Below are 23,100 nucleotides of genomic sequence, written 5' to 3' on the forward strand. Positions count from 1 at the left end.
CGCTTGGCGCGTCATGCTGAGCGCGAGCATAGCTAGGGCGTGTCATCAATTGAGCAGGATGACCGATGCGATCCAATCGATCGCTCCAAGGAAGTTTCGGGCACTCTTGTCGTATCGGGTAGCGATGGCGCGGTACTGCTTGAGTTTGGCAAAGAAGTTCTCGATCAGGTGTCGATCCTTGTACAGCGCCCGGTCGTATTCGCGCTGCACGTTGCGTGTCGGATGGGAAGGGATGACGATCTACGCGCCGAGCCGCTGCATCGGCTCGATGACACGTGCCCGGGCGTCGTAGGCGATCGGCGAGCAAGGCACCCACTGATGACAGGTCCGGCAACAACGCATCTGCCCCTTCCAGATCCGATGCCTGGCCTGCGGTCAGATGAAAGGCCACTGGATTGCCCAGTGCATCGACGACGGCGTGGATCTTGCTGCTCAGTCCGCCCCGGCTACGTTCGATGGCTTGCGCCGCCCCCCTTTTGCCTCGGCGCTGTGCTGATGCGCCCGGACGATGGTGCTGTCGATCATCGCGTACTGCTTGTCCGCATCCTCTGACAACGCTTCGAACACCTGCTGCCAAACGCCGGATCTGCTCCAGCGGCTATGCCGTCAGTGGACCACCCGGAAGTCGCCAAAGCGCTCAGGCAAGTCGCGCCAAGGGATACCGGCTCGGTAGCGGTAGAGCACGGCCTCCACGAACAGCCGGTTGTCCTTGGCGGTTACGCCAACATGCCTAGCTCGGCCAGGGAGCAGATCGCGGATGCGATCCCATTGATCGTTTCGTAGCGCGTAGCGTCGTGCCATTGCAGATGGAAGGTGCAAATCGAGCAAGAGCGGAGGACGGCATCGCCTATCCTGACAATTGATGACAGGCCCTAGCCGTTCTCAGCCCGCCGCAGCGTTCAACGACGGCGTCTGGCCGGTCATCAGCTGCGGCCAGCGCTTGAGCACCGCGGCGCGAATGCCGGCCTGGTCGATGCCGGCTTCTGCCAGCAGGTCTTCGCGGCTGGCGTGATGCTGGAACGCATCCGGCAGGCCCAGGTGCAGCATCGGCAAGGTCATGGCTTCGGCGTTGAGCAGTTCCGACACGCCAGAACCGGCGCCGCCGGCAACCACGTTGTCTTCGATGGTGACGAAGCCATCGTGGGTCTTTGCCAGCTCCAGCAACAGTGTCTTGTCGAGCGGTTTGACGAAGCGCATGTTGACCACGGTCAGGCCCAGTTCGCGGCCCACCGCTTCGGCCGCTTCCACGCTCGCGCCGAAGCCGAGCAGGGCGATGCGGGTGCCGCTATGGCGCAACTGCGCCTTGCCGATCGGCAGGGTGGCAAGGGACGTGTCCACTGCTGCGCCGGGGCCGGTGCCGCGCGGGTAGCGCACCGCAGCCGGGCCTTGGTACTGCACGCCGGTGCTCAGCATCTGACGGCATTCGGCCTCATCGGCCGGCGCCATTACCACCATGTGCGGCACGCAGCGCAGGAAGCTCAGATCCAGATTGCCCGCATGGGTGGCGCCATCCGGGCCGACCACGCCGCCGCGATCGATCGCAAACAGCACATCCAGCTGTTGGATCGCCACGTCGTGCACCAACTGGTCGTAACCGCGCTGCAGGAAGGTGGAATAGATCGCCACCACCGGCTTGGCGCCCTGGGTCGCCATGCCGGCGGCCAGCGTGACTGCATGCTGTTCGGCAATCGCCACATCGAAATAGCGCTGCGGATACTCCTTGCTGAAACGCACCAGGCCCGAGCCTTCGCGCATCGCCGGCGTGATCACCAGCAGCTTCGGCTCGGCGGCGGCCATGTCGCAGACCCAGTCGCTGAAGACATCGGTATAGGTCAGCTTCTTGGCGCCGGCCTTGGCCACCAGGCCCTTGCTCGGATCGAACGGACCGACCGCGTGATAACCGATCTGGTCGCCTTCGGCCAGTTCGTAGCCCTTGCCCTTGGTGGTGATGACGTGCAGCAGCTGTGGGCCCTTGAGCGTTTGCAGGGTCTTCAACGCGCCGACCAGGCTGGGCAGGTCATGGCCATCGATCGGGCCGGTGTAGTGAAAGCCCATTTCCTCGAACAGGGTGGAGGGCACAAACATGCCTTTCCAGTGTTCTTCCCAGCGCCGCACGAAACGCGCAGTGGGGTTGTTCTTCTTGTCGCCGAGGATCTTCTTGCCGCCCTCGCGGATCGCATTGAAGGTGCGGCTGCCGCTGGCCCGGCCCAACATCTTGGTCAGCCCGCCGACCGCTTCGGAGATCGACATGCGGTTGTCGTTGAGGATCACCAGCAAATTCGGTTCCGGGTCCATGCCGCCGGCATGGTTGAGCGCCTCGTAGACCATGCCGGCGGTCATCGCGCCGTCGCCGATCACGGCCACCACCTTGCGGTCGTCGCCATTGCGCTGCGCGGCGATGGCCATGCCGAGCGCGGCGGAGATCGAGGTCGACGAATGACCGACCCCGAACGTGTCGTAGGCGCTCTCTTCGCGCTTGGGAAACGGCGCCACGCCATCCTTCTGCTTGACCGTGTGGATCTGGTCGCGCCGGCCGGTGAGGATCTTGTGCGGGTAGGTCTGATGCCCCACATCCCACACCAGCTGATCGACCGGGGTCTGATACAGGTAGTGCAGGGCCACGGTGAGTTCGATCACGCCCAGGCCGGCCGCGAAATGACCGCCGCTCTTGCCCACCGACTCGATCAGGTAGGAACGCAGTTCTTCCGAGATCGCGGCCAGCTCGGCTTCGTCGAAGCGGCGCAGATCGTCGGGAGTCTGGATACGGGACAGACGCGGATAGCGGGTGGTGTCGATCATCATCGTGTCATTAATCTGAAGCCGTATTGTCCTCCCCATGCGAAGGCCCGGCAAGCAACCGGTTCAGCTGTCGGCGGGAAGTGATGGGCACGCGCGCTGTCACGGCTGGGGTGCGTGACGATCACGAACGCCTGCGGCAATCTGCCGCACCTGGCGATGCGCCGGTGCGCCTTGTGTCCCTGGAGCGCTAGCCGCCCGTGCGCATGCGTGGGCTGGCGGAAATGCCGCGTCATTAAGTGTGGGAGGCAGCGTTGAATCGCCGTGGCCGGGCTCGGCGTCACCTCGGACGCGCTGTGCATAGTGGCGCCAACGCTTCGCGAGTGGGACACGCGCATGCACGTCCAGGGTCAGCCACCTCTTGGATCTACCGGCGCTCATTCAAAGCCTGCGCGCGCCACGGAGTAGCCAGGATTCGCAACGCGTGGCTGCTCGGCTTACAGCGACAGCTTGGAGCGCTTGGGCAGTTGGGCGCGCAAAAAGGCCATCTGATCGGACAGGATATTGCGGTTGGACAGGATCAGATGCTCGATCCAGCTCGGCCGGTACGGCACTGCCAGCAGCGGCATGTGCGCCTGCTGCGGCGTGCGGTTGGCCTTGCGCGAGTTGCACTGGAAGCAGGCGGTGACCACGTTTTCCCAACTGTCGCGGCCGCCCTTGGACACCGGCATGACGTGATCGCGGGTCAGGTGCGGGCGGCTGAAATGCTGGCCGCAGTACATGCACAATTGCGAATCGCGTGCGAACAGGGCGGTGTTGCTGAGGGTGGGGGTGGGGTCCAGTGCGCGCGAACGGGCATGCCCGCGTGCGGCGATGATGGGATGCAATTCCAGCGTGCTGCGCTCGCCGGTCAACCGCGAGATGCCGCCGTGAATTTGCATGCAGGGCTCGCCCAGCGTCCACGACACCGCGTCGCGCGCGTACAGGCAGGCAGCGTCTTGCCAATTGATCCAGTCCAGCACGCGGCCGTGCGCATCGAGCGACAGCAGGCGAAGTGTGGGGAGTTTGTGGATCGCAGCGACAGCGCTGCCCGCGTCCGGGGCAGAGTTGCCTCCGGGGACGATCACATCACGAATGTGCGTGTCTGTCTCCATCGGGAAGACAGCTTATACCCGATCGTTGACAGTTTGTGTATCGCAGCGAACGGCTTTGGCGCGTGTCTTGCAATTAATGGCTGCGCAAGGACTGACTTGGCCGCGATGCTGCCGTCCTGCGGGATCGATCTTTGGACGCGTTGATGGCGTTGGTGACTCGTACGAGCGCACCTGGGCAATAGGCCTTACCGATCGATGCTGCCTTATCGCAGCCGGGTTCGCTTCTACACCAACGGCAAACTCGCGATCGCGGTGGGAGCGCACCTGCGCGCGCGGCTTGACCGGTCGCTACCGCCTCATCGCGGCCAGGCTGCTCCTACGACAGCGGCAGCCCGCCGCGATCATGGCGCGTGCTCAGACTTCGCCGAACAGCGCCGCTTCCAGCATCATCAACGGTGCGGCGCCGCTGCGGATGGTGGCGGCATGGGTCAGCGTGCGCGGCAACACGCGTGCGAAGTAGAAGCGTGCGGTTTCGCGCTTGGCGCGCTTGAAGTCGTCGTGGTGCGCGGAGGCATCGGCTGCGGCCACGCTGCGTGCCCACCAGTACGCCAGCACCACGTAGCCTGAATAAAACAGATAGTCGAAGCTGGCAGCGCCCAGTTCGTCCGGGTTGCGTGCGGCGCGGTCGAGCACATCGCGGGTCAGCATGGCCCACTCGCTGCATTTATCGCGCAGCGGCCTGATGAACTCGGCCAGTGCGGCGTTGCCTTGCTGCGCATTGGCGAAGGTTTCCACATCGGCCAGAAACAGCTTCAGCCCTGCAGCCTGGTTGGCGGCGGTCTTGCGGCCGATCAGATCCAGCGCCTGGATGCCGGTGGTGCCTTCGTAGATGGTGGTGATGCGCGCGTCGCGGGCCAGCTGCTCCATGCCGTATTCGCGGATATAGCCGTGGCCGCCAAAGCACTGCAACGCGTGGTAGGTGTTTTCGATCGACCATTCGGTCTGGCAGGCCTTGGAGATCGGGGTGAGGAAGCTCACCAGCGTCTCCGCATCGGCGCGTTCCTGTTCGCTTTCGCCGCGATGGGCCACATCGACCAGGCTGGCCGCATGCAGCGCCAGCAGGCGGCTGCCTTCGGTCAGCGACTTGATGGTCAGCAGCATGCGGCGCACGTCCGGATGCACGATGATCGGGTCGGCCGGCTTGTCGGGGAATTTGGCGCCGCTGAGCGCGCGCGATTGCAGCCGCTCGCGGGTGTAGCGCAAGGCGTTCTGGTAGGCGCGCTCGGACAGGCCGATGCCTTGCAGGCCCACGCTCAGGCGCGCGGTATTCATCATGGTAAACATCGCCTGCAAGCCCTTGTGCGGCTGGCCGACCAGATAGCCTTGCGCGCCCTCGAAGTTCATCACGCAGGTCACCGAACCCTTGATGCCCATCTTGTGCTCGATCGAGCCGCAGTGCAGCGCGTTGCGTTCGCCCACCGCGCCGTCGCGGTCGACCTTGAACTTTGGGGTGACGAACAGCGAGATGCCCTTGGCGCCCGGAGGGGCGTCGGGAAGCTTGGCCAGCACCAGGTGCACGATGTTGTCGGTGAGGTCGTGCTCGCCGGCGGTGATGAAGATCTTGGTGCCGGTGATGGCGTAGCTACCGTCGGCGGTGGGTTCGGCGCGGGTCTTGAGCAGGCCCAGGTCGGTGCCGCAATGCGGTTCGGTCAGGCACATCGTGCCGGTCCAGCGGCCGTCGGTCAGCGGCTTGAGGAACGCGTCCTGCTGCCAGGTCTCGCCGTGCTGGCGCAGCGCTTCGCTGGCGCCGTGCGAGAGCAGTGGGAAATTGCCCCAGGCCAGGTTGGCCGAGTTGATCATTTCGCTCAGCGGCACGCCCAGCGTGTGCGGCATGCCCTGGCCGCCGAATTGCGGCTCGGCGGTGAGCCCGTTCCAGCCACCTTCCACGAACTGGTCGTAGGCGGCGCGGAAGCCGGGTGGCGTGGTGACGGCATGGGTGCTCTTGTCGAATGCGCAACCGATCTCGTCGCCCACGCTGTTCAGCGGCGCCAGTACCTGCGAGGTGAAGCGGCCGGCTTCTTCGAGCACCGCGTCGATGATGTCGGTGCTGGCCTCGGTGTAGCCGAGCCGGGCGAACAGGGCTTCGGCGCCCAGCACGTCGTGCAGGGCGAAGCGGAAGTCGGTCAGCGGGGCGGTATAGCTGCTCATGCGGGATCCTTGAAGCGGGTGCGGGAGGACGTGCGCGTCAGCGCAGCACGCCGTTGAGGCCGGGGGCCGGGCTGAGCGTGTTGCGCGACTCCACCTTGAAATCGCGCTGTTTCTTGTCCTGCGGGGTGGCCCAGACGGTGCCCTTGAGCGTGTACGGGAACGAGCGGCCACCCGCCAGCACGTCGGCCACGCTGATGCGGCCCAGAGACGTCGGCTGCAAGGTGACGGTGACCACGTCGGCGGTTTCCGGGCCGATCGAGATGCCGACCGCCTGGTCGAGCTTGCCGGCCAGCTGGTCGCCTGCAGAGATTTCCAGCGCCACGCGCTCGAACTGCATGGGGATACTGCTGTAGTTCTGCAGGCGCAGGTCTACCGACCAGGAGCCGTCGGCACGCACGGTCAGTTGCTGGATGCTGGCGGCCGGCTCGGACACGCGGCGGACCGCGCCGCCGCAGGCGCTCAGCAACAGCCCGCAGGTCAGCCACACAAGAAGAAGGCGATAGGCACGACGCATGGACTCGGGTCCTTGGCGGAATCAGGCGGCGCCAAGAATACTACGCAGTACGGTCGCTGCTCCTGCGCGCTCGCTCGTCGGTAGCGAATCAGTCGCCTGGGTGTCGGTGAAGGCTCACAGTCATGGCGCAGCCACGATCAGCGGCGACAGGTCGTAGCCCATCTGCGTGGCCTGGGCCTTGAGCCGTTCGAACTGCGCGCGCTGCATCTGTGGCGAGCGCGACAGGATCCAGAGATAGTTGCGATCCGGCTCACCGACCATCGCCCATTGGTAATCCGGGTCGAGTGCGATCACCCAATAGTCCGCCCAGACCAGCGGCAACCAGCTCAACCATTCGGGCGCAAAGCGTACTTGCAACTGCCCGGGCTGGCCGTCGACCGGTCGCGCCACGCCCTCGGCCTGGGTCAGTCTGCCATCGGCGGTGCGGCAGCCGTTACGCACGCCGACCAAGCCATCGTCGCGCAAGGTGTAGTTAGCGGTGATGTCGCTACGGCACTTTTTCTGGAACGACACCGGCAGGTGCGCAATCTCATGCCACTGGCCGGCATAGCGGGAGATGTCCAACTGCGGCACCGCACGCACCGGCTGTTGCGCAAACACTGTCAGTGGCAGCAGGGCGATGAGCGACAACAGCAGGCGGGGCAGGCGCATGACAATCTCCAGTGGATGCGGGCAGGCTAGGCCATGCCCCCGGCCACGCGGCGTGAACCGGCGCAAGAAACGTGGCGCCGACCGCGGCCAGTAACAAAATTGGTCGCAACCCTTGCCCAAACTGCCCCTGCTCGCTATAGTGCGCGTCCTCGCAACGCAGGCATCGTGTTGCAGGTCAGTGGCCGAGTAGCTCAGTTGGTAGAGCAGGGGATTGAAAATCCCCGTGTCGGCGGTTCGATTCCGTCCTCGGCCACCATTGAATTCAAGGGCTTGCAGAAATGCAGGCCCTTTTTCATTTGCGCAGTTTCTAATCCGGTTGCCGTATGGTTGCCGTTGTGATTTGCAGGTCAGCATAGCCCGCGCGCGTGGCAGTTATAGCGCTGCGATCCACTCGGTTACGTCCTCGGTCCGCTTTTGGTTGCACGTCGTGCAGTCACCCTGCTTCGTTCTCCGCTCCGCGAAGTGGCCGCGTTTACACGGCTTGCCAGTCATGTAGCGCTTCAGACCAAGCCGGATCGCATCGGCGCGGGTGATGATTCGGATGACCTTCACTCTGCACTCTGCCTGCCGGGCTTGCGGCGGATTTCACCCCTGGTGTGCATTTTGAAATCGGCCCATGCCACAACCTCTCGCCTGTCGTAAAACGTCGCGCGAGGGCCGAGCCGGATCGGCGCAGGGAAGTCGCCTGCGCGCACCAGCGCAGCGACAGTGTTGTGGCACAAGCCCAATAGGCGGGCAGTGTCGGCGTGGCTGATTAGGTTTGAGGCGTGCGTCATAGCGGTGGATTGTTTTTTCTCAGCGGCCGGCCGGCCGCATCGAAGGCGGGGCGCGGCTCACCCTTGGTGATGTTTCGTACCTGGCGCTCGGATATGGCATGTAGCCAGGCGACCCATACAGCGCTCAGCGTTGAATTCCGCCAATAGTCCCGCACAGAGGCATCGCGTATCTGATCGGCAAACGATTTACAGGCGTTGATGCGTAGGTGAGTGCCACCGAAAACAGCTGCGACTCTCTGCGCGGCCTCGGCGCCAATGAGCGCAGACATTCGTTCAAACCCAACGCCCCTTGCCTTCGTTGAAACTTAGATCGAAGCGTGGCGCCCGCGATTTCCGCCCGAGTGTCTTGCGGGGACTAGGCCGCCCAGGGCGAGCGCGTTGTCCACGCCGATAATATCGGCCAGTTCACGCGTCGATTCGGGCAGCAGAAATTCCCTGCCGATCAACGCAGCCGCCCCAGGAACCCAGCGCTCAAGTCGGTCGATTGCATGCCGGGACGCCGCTTCATCTTTCGCTTCAGCTGGGCAGCGGATTGAGCGCGAACAGGCGGTGCGGGCGGCGCTGGCAAACTTTCATCACCGCTACCGCCACTGCATCGGACGGCCAGCCAGGGGAGCGAGGGTTCTTGCGCGATCAACAACGCCAGTAGCGCCAGATCGATCACTGCGCGCCCCCAAGGTCGTGCGAGTCGTACCGCCAGGAGTTCACCCAGCGCCGCGCCTCTGCGGCAGCTTGGGCGCGACGCGATGCAGTTTCCTTGCCAGGCTTTGTAAGGCAGTCATGCGCGAGCGCGGCCAGTTCCCTTGCAACCACATCCACGCCCGCACCATCCAACGCCGGCCAGGCCTTGCGAATGCGCTCAGTGGTTTCGTCTGGCCGGTCTGAGCGAACGATCACCGAACCGATGCCCTCGGCCTGCACCGCAACGCGCGGCACGCCGTCGTCATCCTGCAACCGCATTGCACTCGCTGCCTGCACGGCACGCACTGCGATCAGCAATTCTGCCGGCGCAGAGTCGCCGAAAGGGGCGGCCATCAGGCCACCACCTTCCAGAATTTGGACAGGTCCGGGATGAGTGCTGCCGCACTTGCGTACACGGTCACGACCAGGCTGCCATCGGTCGCGCCGCGATCGACGATCACACGCGCTTCGTGATCCAGCATGACAGCGGCGCTGTTGAACGCACCGACGAAGGTGCCTGCGGTGGCGTCGGTCAGTTCGGCAAGCACACGAGCGGCGCGCAGCGTGCCGTCGTCGGCCACCGACGCACCGGCGCCAGCGGTGCCCACCAGGGCGCGCAGCGAATTGAAGGGCAGGCCAGCGGTAGCAGCAGCGGCGAGGCTGAACTCCGGCAGGTTGGCGCCACTCAGGGCGGTCAATAGCGCCTGGTCAGCCATCGCGCCGATCCCGGCCAGGATCGAAGCGAGTAGGGATTGTTCGAGCGTCCCGTTGTGCAGCCGGTCGCGGAAGTCGGCGCGGCTAAGCACCAGGCGCGCGCCATACAGCGGGGTGGCGCGTTCGTCGGCCCAATCGACGCTCGATTGCAGCAGCGGCAACGCCGTCTGGTCCGGAATTCCCGCGCCATCGGCGACAGGCCGCAGAGCAAGCGGTTTGATGACGGTCAAGCCGCTCACCTGGCGAGACAGCACCACTTCGCCCCTCAGGCCGGTAGGCTGCGGCTGGATGTGCGGGTCGCGCAGCAACAGCACCGAGCCTGCCTGTGCGACACGGCTGTGTGCGCGGGCAGCGGACAAGGGGTCGAGCATTGCATCGGTTACAGCAGGCCGTGCCTCGGGGATACGACGCAGCTCGCCGTCTGCGTTGAAATAGCTCGCTAGATTCGGGAGGCTTTGGTCGAGGCGCAGCGTGCTTTGTTGCTGCGTCGAAGTTGGGAGGAAATGCGTTGGCTCGGCAAAGCCGACAGGCTGCCGAATATTCACCGGGCTGGCATTGCGTGCGGCTTGAAAAAGCTGGGAAAGGTCCATCTGGGTAGGGTTCTCAGGTGAGCAAACCACGTTGGCTTGCTTCTGAACCTAGTTTCATGAGTTGGCGCGCTCGGAACCATGCCCAGAATTTCCGCGAAGGGCTGCGCCTGTCTTTTTCGCTGGCCTTTTTACACACAGCGGCCATGAGAAATAGTATTCCAAACAGGAATAAAAATGTAATTTGATATTCCTAAATGGAATGGATGTAAGAAGAAAACTGGATTCTGTTCGGCAGCCACATTTGAATATCTGCGGTGTCTCCGTCCCCGCAGTGGCACCCCCTCAGGAAGTATCTTAATAATTCCTTAACATTCGCCTTAACATACGGTCTGGGCATGAACGGTTGAGCGCTCCGTTCAGGTTGATGCGCCACCAAGCCCGCCCAGCCCGCCCAGCACAGGTAACAGGCGGCCAGCCATGCCACACAGAATGGTTCGGAAGCGGTCGGCATATCGAAATGGAATACATCGGCGTGGCATATGTGCCAGGCATGCACGCACCGATCGTGTCGATCAGTCGAGCGCGCTCACGCCACCAAGCGCACTGGCATCACGATCACGCGCGATCGATCGAAGAACACATCGAATGACGGATCAAGCTCAACCCACCCCCGCCCCATACAAGGCGCGGCATAGGGCATGGGATTTAATTTGGGCCGTGCGTGTTGGCTCGTTCCCACTCGATCAGGCTGGCCAGCGGGTAAAGCACCTTGCTGCCCAGCTTCGTGAAAGACGGGCCGCGCCCTTGACTGCGCCAGTTGGCCAGCGTGGCCGCCGTAACCGCGCCATTCCAGCGCTCCACCAACTGTGCCGATGTCAGAAAAGTCTGACGGTCTTCTGCGTGATTCGCTGTCAAATCCGCGCGAATTGAGCGATCAGAACGGCCCATCCGGATCGTTGTCATTGTCCGCCCCGACCTCAGCCATGTAGAACAACTGTCCTGCCGCAATATCTGGAACACGCTTTACAGTAATCTATTAAGCGGCTCGTGGGTACCAATCAGGTGCGTAGATGCTTCTAAGCCAGAAGATCGTCACTTTTGTGCCATAGGTCCGCCCCAGATGATCCCTGCATGTGTTGCTTTCCGGTTGAGTTCGGGATCTGACTTGTATCAGTCGCGCAGCCTCATCGGCGCCCATCGCTCGCGCCATAATCTCGCGACGTACCAAGTGCCAGTAACGATCGTCAGCCGACTCGCGTGGCACCGCATCCAGCAAGCGGCGGGAATTACGGCGAGCGGAAAGCTCTGCTGTTCTGGACCAGGAGTTCGAATCGACGGCATACCAGGTCGTGACATCGACAATGCCCCGATGGGTGCCGCAACCCACATGACAACCTAAGGTTTTCATGCCACTTGTGGCACCCATTTTTGCCTTTCGGTTGTTGCGCGCTCGGATCAGTTTCAAGCTCATGCGCTCAAATAAATCGATCACCGCCTGTGTGGCCGCTCTACCGCTCGGAATGCCGAACCTATCCCCGGCCCACTTGGCCGGCACCAGCCCAAGCACCGCCAACAGCTGCCGCCGCGCGTACATGCGGCCCAGCAGCACCCCCGAAACTTCCGAAGTGACGCGGAACCCCGGCGCCAGCTTGCACCCTGCGAACAATTCCCGATACGCCACCACCCGAGCGCGGCCGAACCGGAGCCGGTGAAGATCGGTCACCCCGCCATCAGTCGCAGCTTCGGCGGTGCCCATGGTCGCGGCCGTGAACCTGTCCCACGCCCGTGGCCCGCGCCCTGCATCCCACGCGTCTAGGTCGGCGTCACACAGCTGGACGGTCAGCCCCAGGTCGCGCACGATCCGATGACGCAGCAGCGCCGCCTGGTCAGCCTCGCTCAACGCCGGCCGCTCACGCAGTCGCCGCGCTTCGAAGTCAGTCAAATCACGCGCAGCCAGCAGTGAGTCTCGTTGTTCGCGGTTGATATCTGCGCGCAGCAGTTTCATCGACTCCGCGCTCACCGCACTGTCGCCGATCTGCATTGGCCTGACAGCCCATCCGGCCGCTTCCAGCAACCACCACAGCCCGCCGGCGAAATCCGCCCGCTGTCTAGCATCACCGGCTTCGATGTCGGCGACGAGGCCATCCAGGTCGGTCGGCGTCGGTGCGCGGCCTTCCAGGGACGCGGCCTCAGACAGGCCGGACAGAATTGCATCGGCCGACTCAATCTCGCTGCGGTTAGAAGCTGTGACCACCACCGAAAGGGTTGGTACGTAACGTACACGACGTGCCATCTGCATCGCGTCGGCCGGGGTCACTGTAGAGCCGGACGCAAGCACGAACACCCGATGGAACCAAGCCCCGAATTCGCGATGCTCGATACTGACGCCCGACGAGATTACCGGTGAGGCTACAACAGCATCGTAAAGGCGACTCATCCGGTCGGGTGCGGCGAGGAATTCCGACTGTTCGCGGTTGCCGGCGTTATCGGAGTGCACCAGTAGCACGCGCCGGCCGCAGGTTTCTAGCAGCCGCGCGCATTCGATCGCCCGTGACTTCTCGCCACAGGCCACCCACAAGCGGCGCCCATCGGCCAGTTCGGCGAGCATGTCGCCATAGGTGTGGTGCAGCGCTTCCGGCCCGAAGCCGAATTCTGCTTCCTGCGCGTGCACTTTCTGGATGTCGGCGTCGATCACGCGGAAGCGCTCGCCAGGTAGGCATGATTCAAGAAATTGGATGGTACGGTCGTCGATGCCTGCATCCGCTACGATCACACACTCAGCGCGTGAGACCAGATCGCGCAGTGCGACGAGTACATCGGCCATTTGCTTTTTGTCGGCCACGGTGACGCGGGCCGCCAAGCTACGCACAACCTGCGAAATCTCGTCGATGAACAGCCAGCGACATTCGCGGAAAATCTGTGCATGGTCGGCTTTGACTATGCTCGGTAGGCATGTGGCAACCGCATCGACGTGCACGGCATCACCACCGGCCACACGCTGGTAATGGCTGGTGCCCAGCCGGTCGGCAAGCTCGGCAATCAGGCTCTGCCTGTGTGCAAGCGCAACGAAGCGTCCATCCTGGCGGATGGCCCACTCAGCGAATGGTGCAGCTACGCGCTGCGTCTTCCCGCTCCCCATCGGTGCGCGCAGCACAATCACCCCGCGATAGTCATCCGCGCGCAGCATCGGCAGGCTGTCGCGCTGCTCGACGGTGTGCCGCGCCAGAACGCCAGCAGACGGACGCACGGCCGCAAGCGCACCGGCTCGGCGTCGGTCGATGATCCATCGAATGCCGGCAGCGATGGCGTCGATGGTGGCGCCGGCCAGGATCGGCCGGGGGAGCGCGTCGCGGAGCGTCTTTGAAATTGATTCGATGCTCTCACCGCGCGCCGGGACGCCCATCGACAGGCGCCGAGCCAATGCCCATGCGAAGGCCGCCGCCTGGTCAGCGTCAGTCAGGCGCCCAAGGGCGCGCAGGGCGTCGGCACGGCCCGGCGGGACATCCGCCGCAGGTAGCTCGAACGGCCGAGCGTATGCGGGCGCTTCGGGCAGTGGCGGCTGGCGCAGGTTCATCAGGGCAGCGCGTACGGCTTCGATGCCCTGGCGTTGGTGTATGTCGTTGAAATCTTCGCCCACGGCGGTGGGGCATGCCCACGGCAGGCCAGTTGCTTCTGCGGCACGCTGGCCGGTGCCGCTGGCATCGTTATCCGCCGCAACTGCGTCGGCCAGACTAGCGAAGTGAATTAGGTTTCCAGCATCGAACGCCACGACCACAGTGGCGCCGGTCGCTTCATGGACGCTGGCGCCGGTCGCCATTCCTTCGCACAGCCACGTGCGGCCGACGCCTTCTATCCGCAAGAATCCACCGCGCTTCTGTCCGCCACGCAGAAATAACTTGCGTCCAACCGCATCAATGCGCTGCACATTGATTAGGTGCCCGTCTGGCAGGCGCACAGGCACCAACAGATCGCCAGCGCGCACGACAATCGCATCATCGATCCATCGCGCCCGCTCGGCGTCCCAAAGCCGTGCGCGCAGATTCGAGGTCGCGACGCGCAGACCGTATGCCGCGACGCCTTTGCGCAACAGATAGGCATGCGCACCGCAGTCAAGCGAAGCCGCGTCCCAGGCGATACGCGCCGCATCGGCAGCGGCGACGCGGCCAAGCTGGTCAGCAGCGTCCCGCTCTACGGCTCGCGCCTGCGCTGTCGTGTTTGCCAGCCGCGCACGCTCGCCGTAGGCGGCCACTCGGGCGGCATCTGCGCCAATGTCTTCACGGCCGTCGCGCAGGAAAATATTCCAGGCCAAGTCACGTGGCTTCCAATAGCGCGAAGCGCCGCCATGCTTAAACGACCTGAACGTAATCGCTGGCCAGGAAGTCCCATCGTGGTCGGTGGTGACGCTGGCAACATGGAACTGCCGCTTATCGCGGTTGCCGGACTGGCTGGGCAGGTAGCGCCTAACGCCGTCCAGGTCCGGCAGTTCGGTCAGCTGCGCTCCGACTTCCAGCGCCGCAGCCTGAGCGTCGGCGAAGAATTCAAAAAGAGCGTCTTCCGGCGTCGGCCAGCGCGCCGCCACAAATTCAGAAAATCGCTGCATCGGTCAGCCTTCACCGCGCGCGATGCGATCAGCCATCCGGCAGACTGCGCGAACATCATTTCGGTGGAATTTTATTTGCAGGCCACTCGCGGTGATGGCGGATGCGAACGTCGCCCAGGCGTAGTCAGGCCAGTTGGAATGGACGCCGCGCATGTAACACGCATGCCGGATGACCCAATGCCGAAGGTGGTATTTTAGTTCGCCAGAGCTCTTCGCGCGCGAGGCTTGGGAAAGGCTATAGGCTGCTGAAGTCCGCCAAACATCTAACGGAAATTCAGCGACTGCCACCGATGTGTTGCCGTTGCCATGCTGGCAGGGAACTTCGCGGTTCGGTTTGATCAGAGCGCCACGGCTAGCCCCGTGGCGTTTCTTTTGGGTCTGCATATTAGCCACGGGCCTCGCCGGCACGTTCGGCCACGAATCTGGTCAACTCGTCGCGAGCGATGAGGCTTTTCTTCCCGATCTTGAATATTTGAATCTGCCCGGCGCTAACCAGGCTGTAAAACGTTGACTTGCCTACACTGAGTGCGGCGCAGGCTTCTTTAACAGATAAGCAGAGTTTTTCTTGCATGTGGGCTCACCATTAACCGTGGCGGGACGTTCTTGTCTGCGCCAGTCCGCCTTGGTGCGGACAAATGGATTGAACACCGGCTGGTTAATGCTGGATAGTCTTCCCTTACGTGAATGCCCCGCCATTGCACTGGCTTGATGATTCGCAATTAGCCAGGATGATCCAGCGTGATGGATTGGCGCTCCATTGTTCTAATGCTCCCCGAAGATTGTTCTATTGGGATTAATAATAATATTTATCCCTGGTCGTTCTGGATTATCCGCTGCAAGGTTTCCAGCGCGGCGCGCTTCTCTTCCGCGTAGTTATGCCGGTCGTAGTGGCGGTTTTGGACGCCGCCGAGACCGTGCGACTGAAGCTGTGCGCGCACGTCCACACCAACCCCAGCGGCGGCCAGCCGCGTTTCCACAGTTCGGCGAAGGTCGCCTACGGTGAAAACGGCGCCATCAAGTTCGCCGGCTTCCTGCATCGCCAGGGCGACATTACGGACGCGGTGCTGCAACACGTAATAACCAGCGCCCGTTCGGCCTTGATCGACGGTAAACACGTGCACGCCGAGCTTGCCATCCTGCATCGTATCTGCCGCATTCCGTGCACTTTGAAGCAATGGGACCACGTGCACGCGCGCCTGGCGCCGCCGCCCTTTCCCGTCGAGCATCCGAATGCTTCCGGTGTCTGCATCCCGATCAGCCACCGTAAGGCGCGCCAGTTGTTCGACACGCTGCGCGCCAGTCAATAGGTGGAACTTGAGCAAAGCGGCATCCGGCTCGGCGAGTGCGCAGATGCGCTGCCAATACGCCCGAAGTTCAGCGACGCTCAACGCACGGTCACGTGCCTTGCTGGCACCTTCGATAGCTGTCAGGTCGCGCGCGGGGTTCGCCGTGATCCTGAGTTCACGCAGAGCGGGTAGGGCGCGCGCGTTCTGCCTCGCACTCACGGCAGCGGTGTATGCCGCAGTGAGGTAGCTTCGCAACTTATCCGCTTCGCGCAGCTTGTCCATGTCTGCCAGTCGGGAGATGACCGGCAATAGGTCGTCGGGGGTCACATCTGCCGCAGGGGTGGCCCATAGCTTGGGCCAGGCTTGCTCCACGTGCAGCCTGATCGACTTTTCTACCTTTGGCGCGCTGACCTTCCCATCGCGCGCAAGCTGCGTGCAGTAGGCAAGAAGAAGCACGCCCAACGTGCCATCTTCGCGCATCGCCTTGGCAATCTCGGCTGCGGTTGCGCTGGCCCGTTCCCGCTCTGCTTCTCGCTGTTCTGCCTCCAGCACTGCTCGCAAGTCGCGTTCGCCAGCTTGGTAGCGTCTGGACAAGTCGCCAGCTCGTTTGCGGGCGGCTTTGAGGTCAAGGCCCGTGCCGAGCGGCAGCGCATCCCGCTTGCCGTCTACCGTGGTGTGGCGGTAGTACCAGGCAATGTCGCCCCCAGCCAGCTTGCGCGCCTGCAATCGGCCAGCGCCGCGTGCAGCTGGGTCGGAAGCCCATTCGCCCGCTTTCAATGCCCGCAATGCCTTGTCCGTAAGCATGGCCTGCACGGCCGCTTTCTTTCCCATCGTCTTATCCCCGTGTCGGTTCTGGTTGCCGTATGGTTGCCGTTTGTCGCTGGCTACCTTCGGACAAGGGTGGACGATGGTGCACCAAAAATCAATTAGTTACGTGTGTAAGGCGCGTCTGCCTGGACGCGTGCGGGCTGTCAAAGACGCTTGAAAGGGGATTGAAAATCCCCGTGTAGGCGGTTCGATTCCGTCCTCGTCCACCATTTCTAAGTATTGCAGCGCAAGCGTTTGGCCCCTTCTATGCGCTGTTGATCCCAAAGCCTTCAAGTTGACTTGATCCGATTTTGCACCAGTTGCCAAAGTCGGTAAGCGTGCTGCGTCGATCGCCAGATGTTCCGGCGACTCGCAAGCCTTCTTTCGCAAGGCTTCCTGGTTATCACCGGATCCGTTGTCCTCTGGCTCGCTCGACTGTACAGACGGTGCGCATTTGCGCGCGTGCTGTGCGCGCGGCGGTTACGCTGCTGTTATCGCTTGTCATTGCAGACCTGCGTGTTCGTTCGGCACGCCCAGGCGTCTTTGCAGGTTTTTCGTCTGTGCGATGCAATCGATTTCCACGTGGTCTTCAAATGCGCGTGGCGATACTGCGCGCATGACGCACAAGACACTACGACGCACCTTAATCCACGGCTACTGCGGCGAATTCCGCGTAGAGACCCTGGAAAGCCAGGCGCCTGGCGCGACGCTGTGGCTCTCGACCGCATTCGTCTACCACCGCGACCGTGCCGCGCCCGTGGCCACGATCGAGGGCGCAGGGCAGGGCGAGTACCGGGGCGACGCCCGCGAGCAGGCGCTGCGCGTGGGCTCTTGTTTGGCAGACTTTCTGGACCCCAAGGAATACCGCAGCTGCGAGCGGCAGAGCGGCTGAGGCAGTGCCGGCTTTCTGCCTCTGCGAGCGCGTTGTGTTTGGCGGAACAGACGGGTGGGCGCGGAGTGGTGATGGTTCGCGTGAGGCATGACATATCGCAGATGCGGCAGTGCCCACAGTGGCCGGACTTCATCGCGTGCTTGGCCTAAAGCAACACCTCCTATGCTGGCAGCGTCGATCCAAACCAACACAGAGCGATGACGACACGAAGCGGCTGGTGAGCGGCAGCGATGGCAATCGCGATGACCATGACCATGTCAGCCGACACCACCATGCTGCCCGCAGGCGCCGCCAATTACTGCCTCCCGGGTAATCGGCGATGTGTGTCGCTGGCGCAACTCTGACCGGCGATGGTCGGCAGGATTATCTCGTTGCGTTGTGCGCATCTGCAGAAGATGCGCTGCATAGCAATGGCCGCGTGGCGCCGCCGCGCACCTTGCGCGTCCTGGTTGCAAACACCGACGGTGGCTTTGTCGACGCCGCACGCAACACGCGGGTGATCTTCAAAGCCGATGAGAGCGCACAGTGCGATCCGTTTCTGGACAGCGACCAGGGTCTGGTCGCGCAAGGCGCATATTTCACCGTGCAAAACGGTACGGCGTGCGGCCAGCACTGGACCGACGACATCAGCTTTCGCTACGACCGCATCCGGCGCGCCTTGGTGGTCGACAAGCGCGTGATCCAAGCGTGGCAAATGAACACCCAGGACACGCCCGATGCCGATGCGCTGCGCCAGAGCGAGCACAAGGAATTGCTGCCGACCCGCGTAAGCCCGTGCTGCTGTCGGCCGATGTACCCGCGCCGTGATGACGCCGCCGCGCGATCAGCTGCCTGACGGTCACTCGTTGTCCATGTTGCGCCGATAGACGAACAGGCGTGGCGCCTTGGCCACATGTGCCGACGTCTGGCGTTCGCCGGTGATCAACGAAAAGCCGATATCGGCCAGCATGCGCGACAGCGCGTTGGCATTACCGCGGCCGGGGTCGCTGATAACGATCTCGCAGGAGGGTTTGGCCAGCCCCGGGATCAGTTTTGCCAGCATGGTGGCGTGGCGGGTTTCGTAGAGCACGTCGCTGGCAATGATCATGTCGAACTGGCCCATGTTCGGCACGCCGGTGTCCCAGTCGAGGCGACGATACGGCACCGAGTCCAGGGCGTTGAGCGCTGCGTTGTAGGCCAGGAACACTTCCGCCAGGGGATGGTGGTCGCTGGCGACCACATCGGCGCCGCGTCTGCGCAACACCAGGCTCGCCAGGCCCAGACCGCAGCCGAGCTCGAGGATGCGCTTGCCTTCGATGGGGCGCGCGGCCATGGCTTCGGCCAGCAACTGGCCGGCGGGCCAGACTTGACCGAACAGACTCCATTGCGCCGATGAAATGCCGGCCGCGGCAGCGGTCTGGTCCGGATCGGCGTATTGCTGCTTGTCGGCCAGTGCGCGGATGACATAGGTCAGCTGCCCGAAGGTCAGCTCGTGGATCTGGGTCTGGTAGCCGGACATGGTGACATCGCATGGTCGCCAGACGACGGCGCTGGCGTGAAAAGAACGCGCGCTGGCACAGCCGGAACCGACCGTGATGCGCAAGAGCTGCGTATTGCCCGCGCATGCTACGGCAAAACCCTGTGTACGCATGCGTGTCACGCGCGCTTGGTGACCTTTTCAGCAAGCAATCGGCGGCAATGGCGCAACGCTGTCGGCATGTCGGCAAGAACCCACTCTTGCCTGATGGTCGCCGACTCTTGGTTGCCGCGGTGGCATCGGTGAAGAACTGGATTTATCTGGCGGTCGCCATCTGTGCCGACGTCACCGCGACCGCAGCGCCCAACGCCAGCGATGGTGTTACGCGAATGTGATCATCGCTACGCATGCTGTGGGTGACGGCATTTCGGTCCTCTTCCACGGGGCGACGCTGCAGGTCATTCCCGTCGGTCTTGGCTTATTTATGCCCTGTTGTGGGGCGCCGGCCTCATGGCGATTTCGCTGGCGGCGTGCGTCATTTATGGACAGCGCCCGATGCGCAGTTGATGCTGCGCATGGCGCTGATCGTGGCCATTGCGGCAGGGATCAACCCGTCTTGCAAGGGCGCACCGCATCGGGTTGCGATGGCGCGAGCTCCCGTACGGGAAAGGCTCATGGATGTGACGAAACGCCTCACCGGGCCCAACTAAACTGTCGACACGGGAATGGCCTCGCGGAGAACATCACTTGAACGATCCCGGTCACGGAGAGCTACGGGCGCCTCATATCAGCGCATCTCTCAGCCTGCCTGGCGAGAAGTATCGTTCGGACATCTTTTTTGCTGCGGTGGAAACCACCCGCATGCCGATGACGGTGACCGACCCGCATCTTCCGGATAACCCCATCGTCTTCGCCAACCGTGCGTTCCTGGAAATGACAGGCTATTCGGCCGAGGAAGTCATCGGCAACAACTGCCGCTTCCTGCAGGGGCCAGAAACCGACCCCGCCAGCATCAGCGATGTGCGCGAATCGATTGAAAGCCGGTGTGAGTTCGCCACCGAGGTGCTGAATTACCGCAAGGACGGCTCGTCGTTCTGGAATGCGCTGTTTGTCTCGCCGGTGTTCGACGACAAGGGCAACCTGGTGTATTTCTTCGGCTCGCAGCTGGATGTGAGCCGCCGCCGCGATGCGGAAGACGCGCTGCGTCAGGCGCAGAAGATGGAAGCGCTGGGCCAGCTGACCGGCGGTATCGCGCACGATTTCAATAATCTGCTGCAAGTGCTGTCCGGACATCTGGAAATGATTCAGATGTTGGCCAGCGGCGGTGGCGGAAATGCCGAACGCATCGCCTTCAGTGCCGAGCACGCGGCGGCGGCCGCTGCCAAGGCGGCCACCTTGACCCAGCAATTGCTGGCGTTTTCGCGCAAGCAGAAGTTACGTGGGCGGGTGGTCAACCTCAACGGACTGGTGGCCGGCATGAACAACATGGCTGGACGCGCGCTGGGCGGAGGCATCACCTTGCGCCAGTCGCTGGAAGAAGGGCTGTGGAATTGCCAGATCGACACCACCCAGGCCGAGGTGGCGCTGTTGAACGTGTTGATCAATGCGCGCGATGCGATGGCGCAGGCCGAGCGCAAGGAAGTCACCGTGCAGACCCAGAACGTGGAAATCACCGACCACGATCTGGCGATGTATCACCAGCTGGCGCCCGGCCGCTACGTCAGCATCGCCGTGAGCGACACCGGTGCGGGCATGCCGCCGGAGGTGGTCAGCCGGGTGATGGAGCCGTTCTTCACCACCAAGGACGAAGGGCAGGGCACCGGCCTGGGGTTGTCGATGGTGTACGGCTTCGTCAAGCAGTCTGGCGGCACCGTGCGCGTGTACAGCGAGGTGGGTGAAGGCACCACGGTGCGGCTGTATTTTCCCGCATCCAGCGAATTCGAAAACGACTTGCAGACAGTCAAGAGCCGCGCAATCGACAAGGGCGGAAACGAGACGATCCTGGTGGTGGAAGACAAACAGGACGTCGCCGTGATCGCGCGGATGTTTCTGGAAAATGCCGGTTACCGTGTGCTTTCCGCGTCCAGCGGACGCGAGGCGGTCGAGCTGTTGGTAAAGACCCCGGAGGTGGATGCGCTGTTCACCGACCTGATCATGCCCGGCGGCATCAACGGTGTCATGCTCGCCCGCGAGGCGCGGCGCATGTTGCCGAAGATCAAGATTCTGCTCACCACCGGCTATGCCGACGCCAGCATCCAGCGCACCGATGTGGGTGGTGCCGAGTTCGATGTGGTCAACAAACCGTATACGCAGAAAGAGTTGCTCAAGCGTATGCGCATGCTGCTGGATGGACCGACCGGTGTGGGGTGAGGCGTCGCGCTAATGCGCTAAAACGTGCGATGTCGTTGCTGCAAGCGGCATCGCATGGCAATTGCTATGCGCAAAAACGCTTCCGCGAGCCGCAAACCGCCTTTGCGAATCCCAACGGCCCACCTTCAACCTATTCCTCACCGAGCGGTGCCACATATCCCTCGGGCTTGTCGGCATTGCGCTCGAACAGGAACTTCTGCAGTTCGGCTTCGAGAAGGGCGCGGTGCTTCGGGTCGCGCGGCGATAGCCGGTTTTCGTTGATCAGCATGGTCTGGTGCGCCAGCCACGCCTGCCAGGCGGTCTTGCCGATCTGCGCGAAGATGCGCTGGCCGAGTTCGCCGGGATACGGCACGAAATCCAGACCTTCGGCGTCGCTTTGTTGGTACTGGCAGAACACGGTGCGTGACATGCGGTTTCCTCTGGAGCGTGTTTAAAGCGTGTCGAGCAACTTGCGGATCGGCGCCGGCAAGCCCAGCGTCCCGAGATCGGCGCGGGCGACCCAACGCAGGTCGTCATTGTCGCGCACCGCCGCGCGCAGTGCGACCTTGCGCAAGCGCAACGGCTGCAGATGCAGGCGGTAATGGCTGAAGCTGTGCACGACCGGCGCCATCTCGTCGGCGCGCTCGTAGTCGCCATCCAGATGCGTGGCGAACCAGTCGCGCATGCCGTTGTCGGTCTCGGCCTGCGGCAGCGTCCACAACGAGGCCCAGATGCCGGTGGGCGGGCGGCGCTGCAGCAGGATCTCGCCGTGTGCGTTTTCCAGCAGCAGGGCGGTCGCTTCGCGCTCGGGCAGGACCTTGCCCGGTTTGGGTGTGGGCAACGCCTCCACCAGACCCTCGCTGCGGGCAACGCAGGCATCCTGCAACGGGCACAACACGCAGGCCGGTTTGGCGCGCGTGCACAGCGTGGCGCCGAAATCCATCTGCGCCTGCGTGTAGTCGGCCAGGCGGCCGTCGGGTACATGTGCCACATGCGTCGTCGCCAGCTGCCATAACTGCTTTTCGACGACCGGCAGGCCGGGGTAACCGGCAACGCCATGGAAGCGCGTCATGACGCGTTTGACGTTGCCATCCATGATGGGAAAACGGTCGTTCCATGCCTGGCTCAGGATCGCGCCGGCGGTGCTGCGGCCGATGCCGGGTAGCGCGAGCAAGGCATCGAAGTCGCGTGGCAGCTCGCCCGCATGCAGGGCGACGCACTGTTTGGCAGCGGCATGCAGGTTGCGCGCCCGTGCGTAGTAGCCCAGTCCTGCCCAGTGGGCCATGACCGTGTCGTTGTCGGCTGCCGCCAGGTCGGCAAGTGCCGGGAAACGTGCGACGAATTTCTGGAAGTACGGAATGACCACCGCAACCTGGGTCTGCTGCAGCATGATTTCCGACAGCCAGACACGATACGGCGCGCGTGGATGTTGCCAGGGCAGATCGTGACGCCCGTGGCCGTCGAACCAGTGCAGCAATGGAGCGACGAAAGCGTCAGCGGATGAAGCGGCGAGATCTGCGGGCATGAGGTCTGCTGGCGGTGAAGAAGGGCGGTGCTGGACACAAGCGCAGTGTTGCGGTGGTGACCTCAGTGCAGTGGAAATGCCATGCCGACCAGGCACTGCTTGCAGAAGAAGCCTTCATCGCCAGGCCAATGCGGCGTCTGAGGTGCGTAGTAGTAAGACACCGCAGCATCGCCGCACTGCGTTGCGCGCAGCGCAGCGGGCATGGGGCGCGCAAACTCCAGGACGCGTTTGGCACGCGATCAGCCGTGCGACACCTGCTGCACCGTGCAGCCGGCCTGCAC

20 protein-coding genes, 2 tRNA genes and 2 pseudogenes are annotated in these 23,100 nt (G+C 63.3%); 6 read left to right on the forward strand and 18 right to left on the reverse strand.

Annotated elements, in window-relative coordinates; translation table 11 throughout:
• Positions 1 to 45 precede the first annotated feature (45 nt).
• The 6 genes and pseudogenes from XBLMG947_RS21270 to XBLMG947_RS07200 all read right to left on the reverse strand — a co-directional run bounded on the left by XBLMG947_RS21270 (position 46) and on the right by XBLMG947_RS07200 (position 7,203).
• Positions 46 to 801: pseudogene (locus XBLMG947_RS21270) on the reverse strand (IS5 family transposase).
• 81 nt (positions 802 to 882) lie between these two features.
• On the reverse strand, positions 883 to 2,799 hold the full coding sequence (gene dxs, locus XBLMG947_RS07180; protein WP_065467322.1) for a 1-deoxy-D-xylulose-5-phosphate synthase: 1,917 nt from the start codon (positions 2,797 to 2,799) through the stop codon (positions 883 to 885).
• A 434-nt stretch (positions 2,800 to 3,233) separates the two neighbouring features.
• Positions 3,234 to 3,890: an HNH endonuclease gene (locus XBLMG947_RS07185; protein WP_065467268.1), complete on the reverse strand. Its 657-nt coding sequence runs from the start codon at positions 3,888 to 3,890 to the stop codon at positions 3,234 to 3,236.
• A gap of 354 nt (positions 3,891 to 4,244) precedes the next feature.
• Positions 4,245 to 6,038, reverse strand: a complete 1,794-nt coding sequence (locus XBLMG947_RS07190; protein ID WP_065467270.1) for an acyl-CoA dehydrogenase C-terminal domain-containing protein — start codon at positions 6,036 to 6,038, stop codon at positions 4,245 to 4,247.
• 37 nt (positions 6,039 to 6,075) lie between these two features.
• Positions 6,076 to 6,552: an LEA/WHy family protein gene (locus tag XBLMG947_RS07195; protein WP_065467272.1), complete on the reverse strand. Its 477-nt coding sequence runs from the start codon at positions 6,550 to 6,552 to the stop codon at positions 6,076 to 6,078.
• Between the two features lie 120 nt (positions 6,553 to 6,672).
• The gene (locus tag XBLMG947_RS07200) at positions 6,673 to 7,203 is read right to left on the reverse strand and encodes a lipocalin family protein (protein ID WP_065467274.1); all 531 of its coding nucleotides are present in this window, start codon (positions 7,201 to 7,203) and stop codon (positions 6,673 to 6,675) included.
• Positions 7,204 to 7,383: 180 nt separating this feature from the next.
• Here XBLMG947_RS07200 and XBLMG947_RS07205 point away from each other — a divergent pair.
• Positions 7,384 to 7,459: transfer RNA gene (locus tag XBLMG947_RS07205), tRNA-Phe, on the forward strand.
• Between the two features lie 292 nt (positions 7,460 to 7,751).
• Here XBLMG947_RS07205 and XBLMG947_RS07215 read toward each other — a convergent pair.
• The 8 genes from XBLMG947_RS07215 to XBLMG947_RS07245 all read right to left on the reverse strand — a co-directional run bounded on the left by XBLMG947_RS07215 (position 7,752) and on the right by XBLMG947_RS07245 (position 16,621).
• On the reverse strand, positions 7,752 to 7,979 hold the full coding sequence (locus tag XBLMG947_RS07215; protein WP_065467278.1) for a helix-turn-helix transcriptional regulator: 228 nt from the start codon (positions 7,977 to 7,979) through the stop codon (positions 7,752 to 7,754).
• Positions 7,980 to 8,639: 660 nt separating this feature from the next.
• Entirely contained in the window at positions 8,640 to 8,939 is a 300-nt protein-coding gene (locus XBLMG947_RS07220; RefSeq protein ID WP_139074370.1) for a hypothetical protein, read from the reverse strand.
• Between the two features lie 74 nt (positions 8,940 to 9,013).
• A complete protein-coding gene (locus XBLMG947_RS07225) occupies positions 9,014 to 9,745 on the reverse strand; it encodes a hypothetical protein (protein ID WP_065467282.1) in 732 nt (243 codons plus the stop codon).
• Positions 9,746 to 10,609: 864 nt separating this feature from the next.
• The gene (locus tag XBLMG947_RS07230; RefSeq protein ID WP_245228126.1) at positions 10,610 to 10,852 is read right to left on the reverse strand and encodes a MerR family transcriptional regulator; all 243 of its coding nucleotides are present in this window, start codon (positions 10,850 to 10,852) and stop codon (positions 10,610 to 10,612) included.
• A gap of 88 nt (positions 10,853 to 10,940) precedes the next feature.
• The gene (locus XBLMG947_RS07235; protein ID WP_065467286.1) at positions 10,941 to 14,504 is read right to left on the reverse strand and encodes a plasmid replication protein, CyRepA1 family; all 3,564 of its coding nucleotides are present in this window, start codon (positions 14,502 to 14,504) and stop codon (positions 10,941 to 10,943) included.
• A gap of 3 nt (positions 14,505 to 14,507) precedes the next feature.
• Entirely contained in the window at positions 14,508 to 14,888 is a 381-nt protein-coding gene (locus XBLMG947_RS21280; RefSeq protein ID WP_083992926.1) for a hypothetical protein, read from the reverse strand.
• A gap of 1 nt (position 14,889) precedes the next feature.
• Entirely contained in the window at positions 14,890 to 15,075 is a 186-nt protein-coding gene (locus XBLMG947_RS07240) for a helix-turn-helix domain-containing protein (protein ID WP_065467288.1), read from the reverse strand.
• A 235-nt stretch (positions 15,076 to 15,310) separates the two neighbouring features.
• Positions 15,311 to 16,621 carry a site-specific integrase gene (locus XBLMG947_RS07245; RefSeq protein ID WP_139074371.1) on the reverse strand — a complete coding sequence of 437 codons (1,311 nt, stop codon included), beginning with the start codon at positions 16,619 to 16,621 and terminating at the stop codon, positions 15,311 to 15,313.
• Positions 16,622 to 16,745: 124 nt separating this feature from the next.
• On the opposite strand from XBLMG947_RS07245, the gene XBLMG947_RS07250 reads away from it, so the two are divergent.
• From XBLMG947_RS07250 to XBLMG947_RS07260, 3 genes and pseudogenes are all read left to right on the forward strand, one after another.
• Positions 16,746 to 16,827: transfer RNA gene (locus XBLMG947_RS07250), tRNA-Ser, on the forward strand.
• Positions 16,828 to 17,213: 386 nt separating this feature from the next.
• On the forward strand, positions 17,214 to 17,489 hold the full coding sequence (locus tag XBLMG947_RS07255) for a hypothetical protein (RefSeq protein WP_065467292.1): 276 nt from the start codon (positions 17,214 to 17,216) through the stop codon (positions 17,487 to 17,489).
• A gap of 254 nt (positions 17,490 to 17,743) precedes the next feature.
• Positions 17,744 to 18,296, forward strand: a pseudogene (locus XBLMG947_RS07260) (hypothetical protein).
• 31 nt (positions 18,297 to 18,327) lie between these two features.
• Here XBLMG947_RS07260 and XBLMG947_RS07265 read toward each other — a convergent pair.
• Positions 18,328 to 18,987, reverse strand: a complete 660-nt coding sequence (locus XBLMG947_RS07265) for a class I SAM-dependent methyltransferase (protein WP_065467323.1) — start codon at positions 18,985 to 18,987, stop codon at positions 18,328 to 18,330.
• A 134-nt stretch (positions 18,988 to 19,121) separates the two neighbouring features.
• Here XBLMG947_RS07265 and XBLMG947_RS22520 point away from each other — a divergent pair, with 134 nt between their 5' ends.
• Both XBLMG947_RS22520 and XBLMG947_RS07270 read left to right on the forward strand, forming a co-directional pair.
• Positions 19,122 to 19,340: a DMT family transporter gene (locus XBLMG947_RS22520; RefSeq protein WP_139074372.1), complete on the forward strand. Its 219-nt coding sequence runs from the start codon at positions 19,122 to 19,124 to the stop codon at positions 19,338 to 19,340.
• 352 nt (positions 19,341 to 19,692) lie between these two features.
• Positions 19,693 to 21,315, forward strand: coding sequence for a hybrid sensor histidine kinase/response regulator (locus tag XBLMG947_RS07270; RefSeq protein ID WP_065467294.1), 1,623 nt, complete (start codon positions 19,693 to 19,695; stop codon positions 21,313 to 21,315).
• A gap of 130 nt (positions 21,316 to 21,445) precedes the next feature.
• Here the strand turns inward: XBLMG947_RS07270 and XBLMG947_RS07275 are convergent, their stop codons facing one another.
• The 3 genes from XBLMG947_RS07275 to XBLMG947_RS23565 form a co-directional block, all read right to left on the reverse strand.
• A complete protein-coding gene (locus XBLMG947_RS07275; RefSeq protein ID WP_065467296.1) occupies positions 21,446 to 21,724 on the reverse strand; it encodes an oxidative damage protection protein in 279 nt (92 codons plus the stop codon).
• A gap of 21 nt (positions 21,725 to 21,745) precedes the next feature.
• Entirely contained in the window at positions 21,746 to 22,819 is a 1,074-nt protein-coding gene (gene mutY / locus XBLMG947_RS07280) for an A/G-specific adenine glycosylase (protein WP_065467298.1), read from the reverse strand.
• Between the two features lie 62 nt (positions 22,820 to 22,881).
• Positions 22,882 to 23,022: a hypothetical protein gene (locus XBLMG947_RS23565; RefSeq protein WP_245228127.1), complete on the reverse strand. Its 141-nt coding sequence runs from the start codon at positions 23,020 to 23,022 to the stop codon at positions 22,882 to 22,884.
• Positions 23,023 to 23,100: the final 78 nt, after the last annotated feature.

This window comes from Xanthomonas bromi (genome assembly GCF_900092025.1).
GTDB classification, from domain to species: domain Bacteria; phylum Pseudomonadota; class Gammaproteobacteria; order Xanthomonadales; family Xanthomonadaceae; genus Xanthomonas; species Xanthomonas bromi.

Coding starts and splice junctions, on each gene's coding strand:
- XBLMG947_RS07215 (WP_065467278.1), bottom strand. CDS start 7,979: ATGACGCACGCCTCAAACCTAATCAGCCACGCCGACACTGCCCGCCTA.
- XBLMG947_RS07220 (WP_139074370.1), bottom strand. CDS start 8,939: ATGCGGTTGCAGGATGACGACGGCGTGCCGCGCGTTGCGGTGCAGGCC.
- XBLMG947_RS07200 (WP_065467274.1), bottom strand. CDS start 7,203: ATGCGCCTGCCCCGCCTGCTGTTGTCGCTCATCGCCCTGCTGCCACTG.
- XBLMG947_RS07240 (WP_065467288.1), bottom strand. CDS start 15,075: ATGCAAGAAAAACTCTGCTTATCTGTTAAAGAAGCCTGCGCCGCACTC.
- XBLMG947_RS07225 (WP_065467282.1), bottom strand. CDS start 9,745: ATGCTCGACCCCTTGTCCGCTGCCCGCGCACACAGCCGTGTCGCACAG.
- XBLMG947_RS07245 (WP_139074371.1), bottom strand. CDS start 16,621: ATGGGAAAGAAAGCGGCCGTGCAGGCCATGCTTACGGACAAGGCATTG.
- XBLMG947_RS07185 (WP_065467268.1), bottom strand. CDS start 3,890: ATGGAGACAGACACGCACATTCGTGATGTGATCGTCCCCGGAGGCAAC.
- XBLMG947_RS07275 (WP_065467296.1), bottom strand. CDS start 21,724: ATGTCACGCACCGTGTTCTGCCAGTACCAACAAAGCGACGCCGAAGGT.
- XBLMG947_RS23565 (WP_245228127.1), bottom strand. CDS start 23,022: ATGCCCGCTGCGCTGCGCGCAACGCAGTGCGGCGATGCTGCGGTGTCT.
- XBLMG947_RS07265 (WP_065467323.1), bottom strand. CDS start 18,987: ATGTCCGGCTACCAGACCCAGATCCACGAGCTGACCTTCGGGCAGCTG.
- mutY (WP_065467298.1), bottom strand. CDS start 22,819: ATGCCCGCAGATCTCGCCGCTTCATCCGCTGACGCTTTCGTCGCTCCA.
- XBLMG947_RS07255 (WP_065467292.1), top strand. CDS start 17,214: ATGACGCACAAGACACTACGACGCACCTTAATCCACGGCTACTGCGGC.
- XBLMG947_RS07195 (WP_065467272.1), bottom strand. CDS start 6,552: ATGCGTCGTGCCTATCGCCTTCTTCTTGTGTGGCTGACCTGCGGGCTG.
- XBLMG947_RS07190 (WP_065467270.1), bottom strand. CDS start 6,038: ATGAGCAGCTATACCGCCCCGCTGACCGACTTCCGCTTCGCCCTGCAC.
- dxs (WP_065467322.1), bottom strand. CDS start 2,799: ATGATCGACACCACCCGCTATCCGCGTCTGTCCCGTATCCAGACTCCC.
- XBLMG947_RS21280 (WP_083992926.1), bottom strand. CDS start 14,888: ATGCAGACCCAAAAGAAACGCCACGGGGCTAGCCGTGGCGCTCTGATC.
- XBLMG947_RS07235 (WP_065467286.1), bottom strand. CDS start 14,504: ATGCAGCGATTTTCTGAATTTGTGGCGGCGCGCTGGCCGACGCCGGAA.
- XBLMG947_RS07230 (WP_245228126.1), bottom strand. CDS start 10,852: ATGGGCCGTTCTGATCGCTCAATTCGCGCGGATTTGACAGCGAATCAC.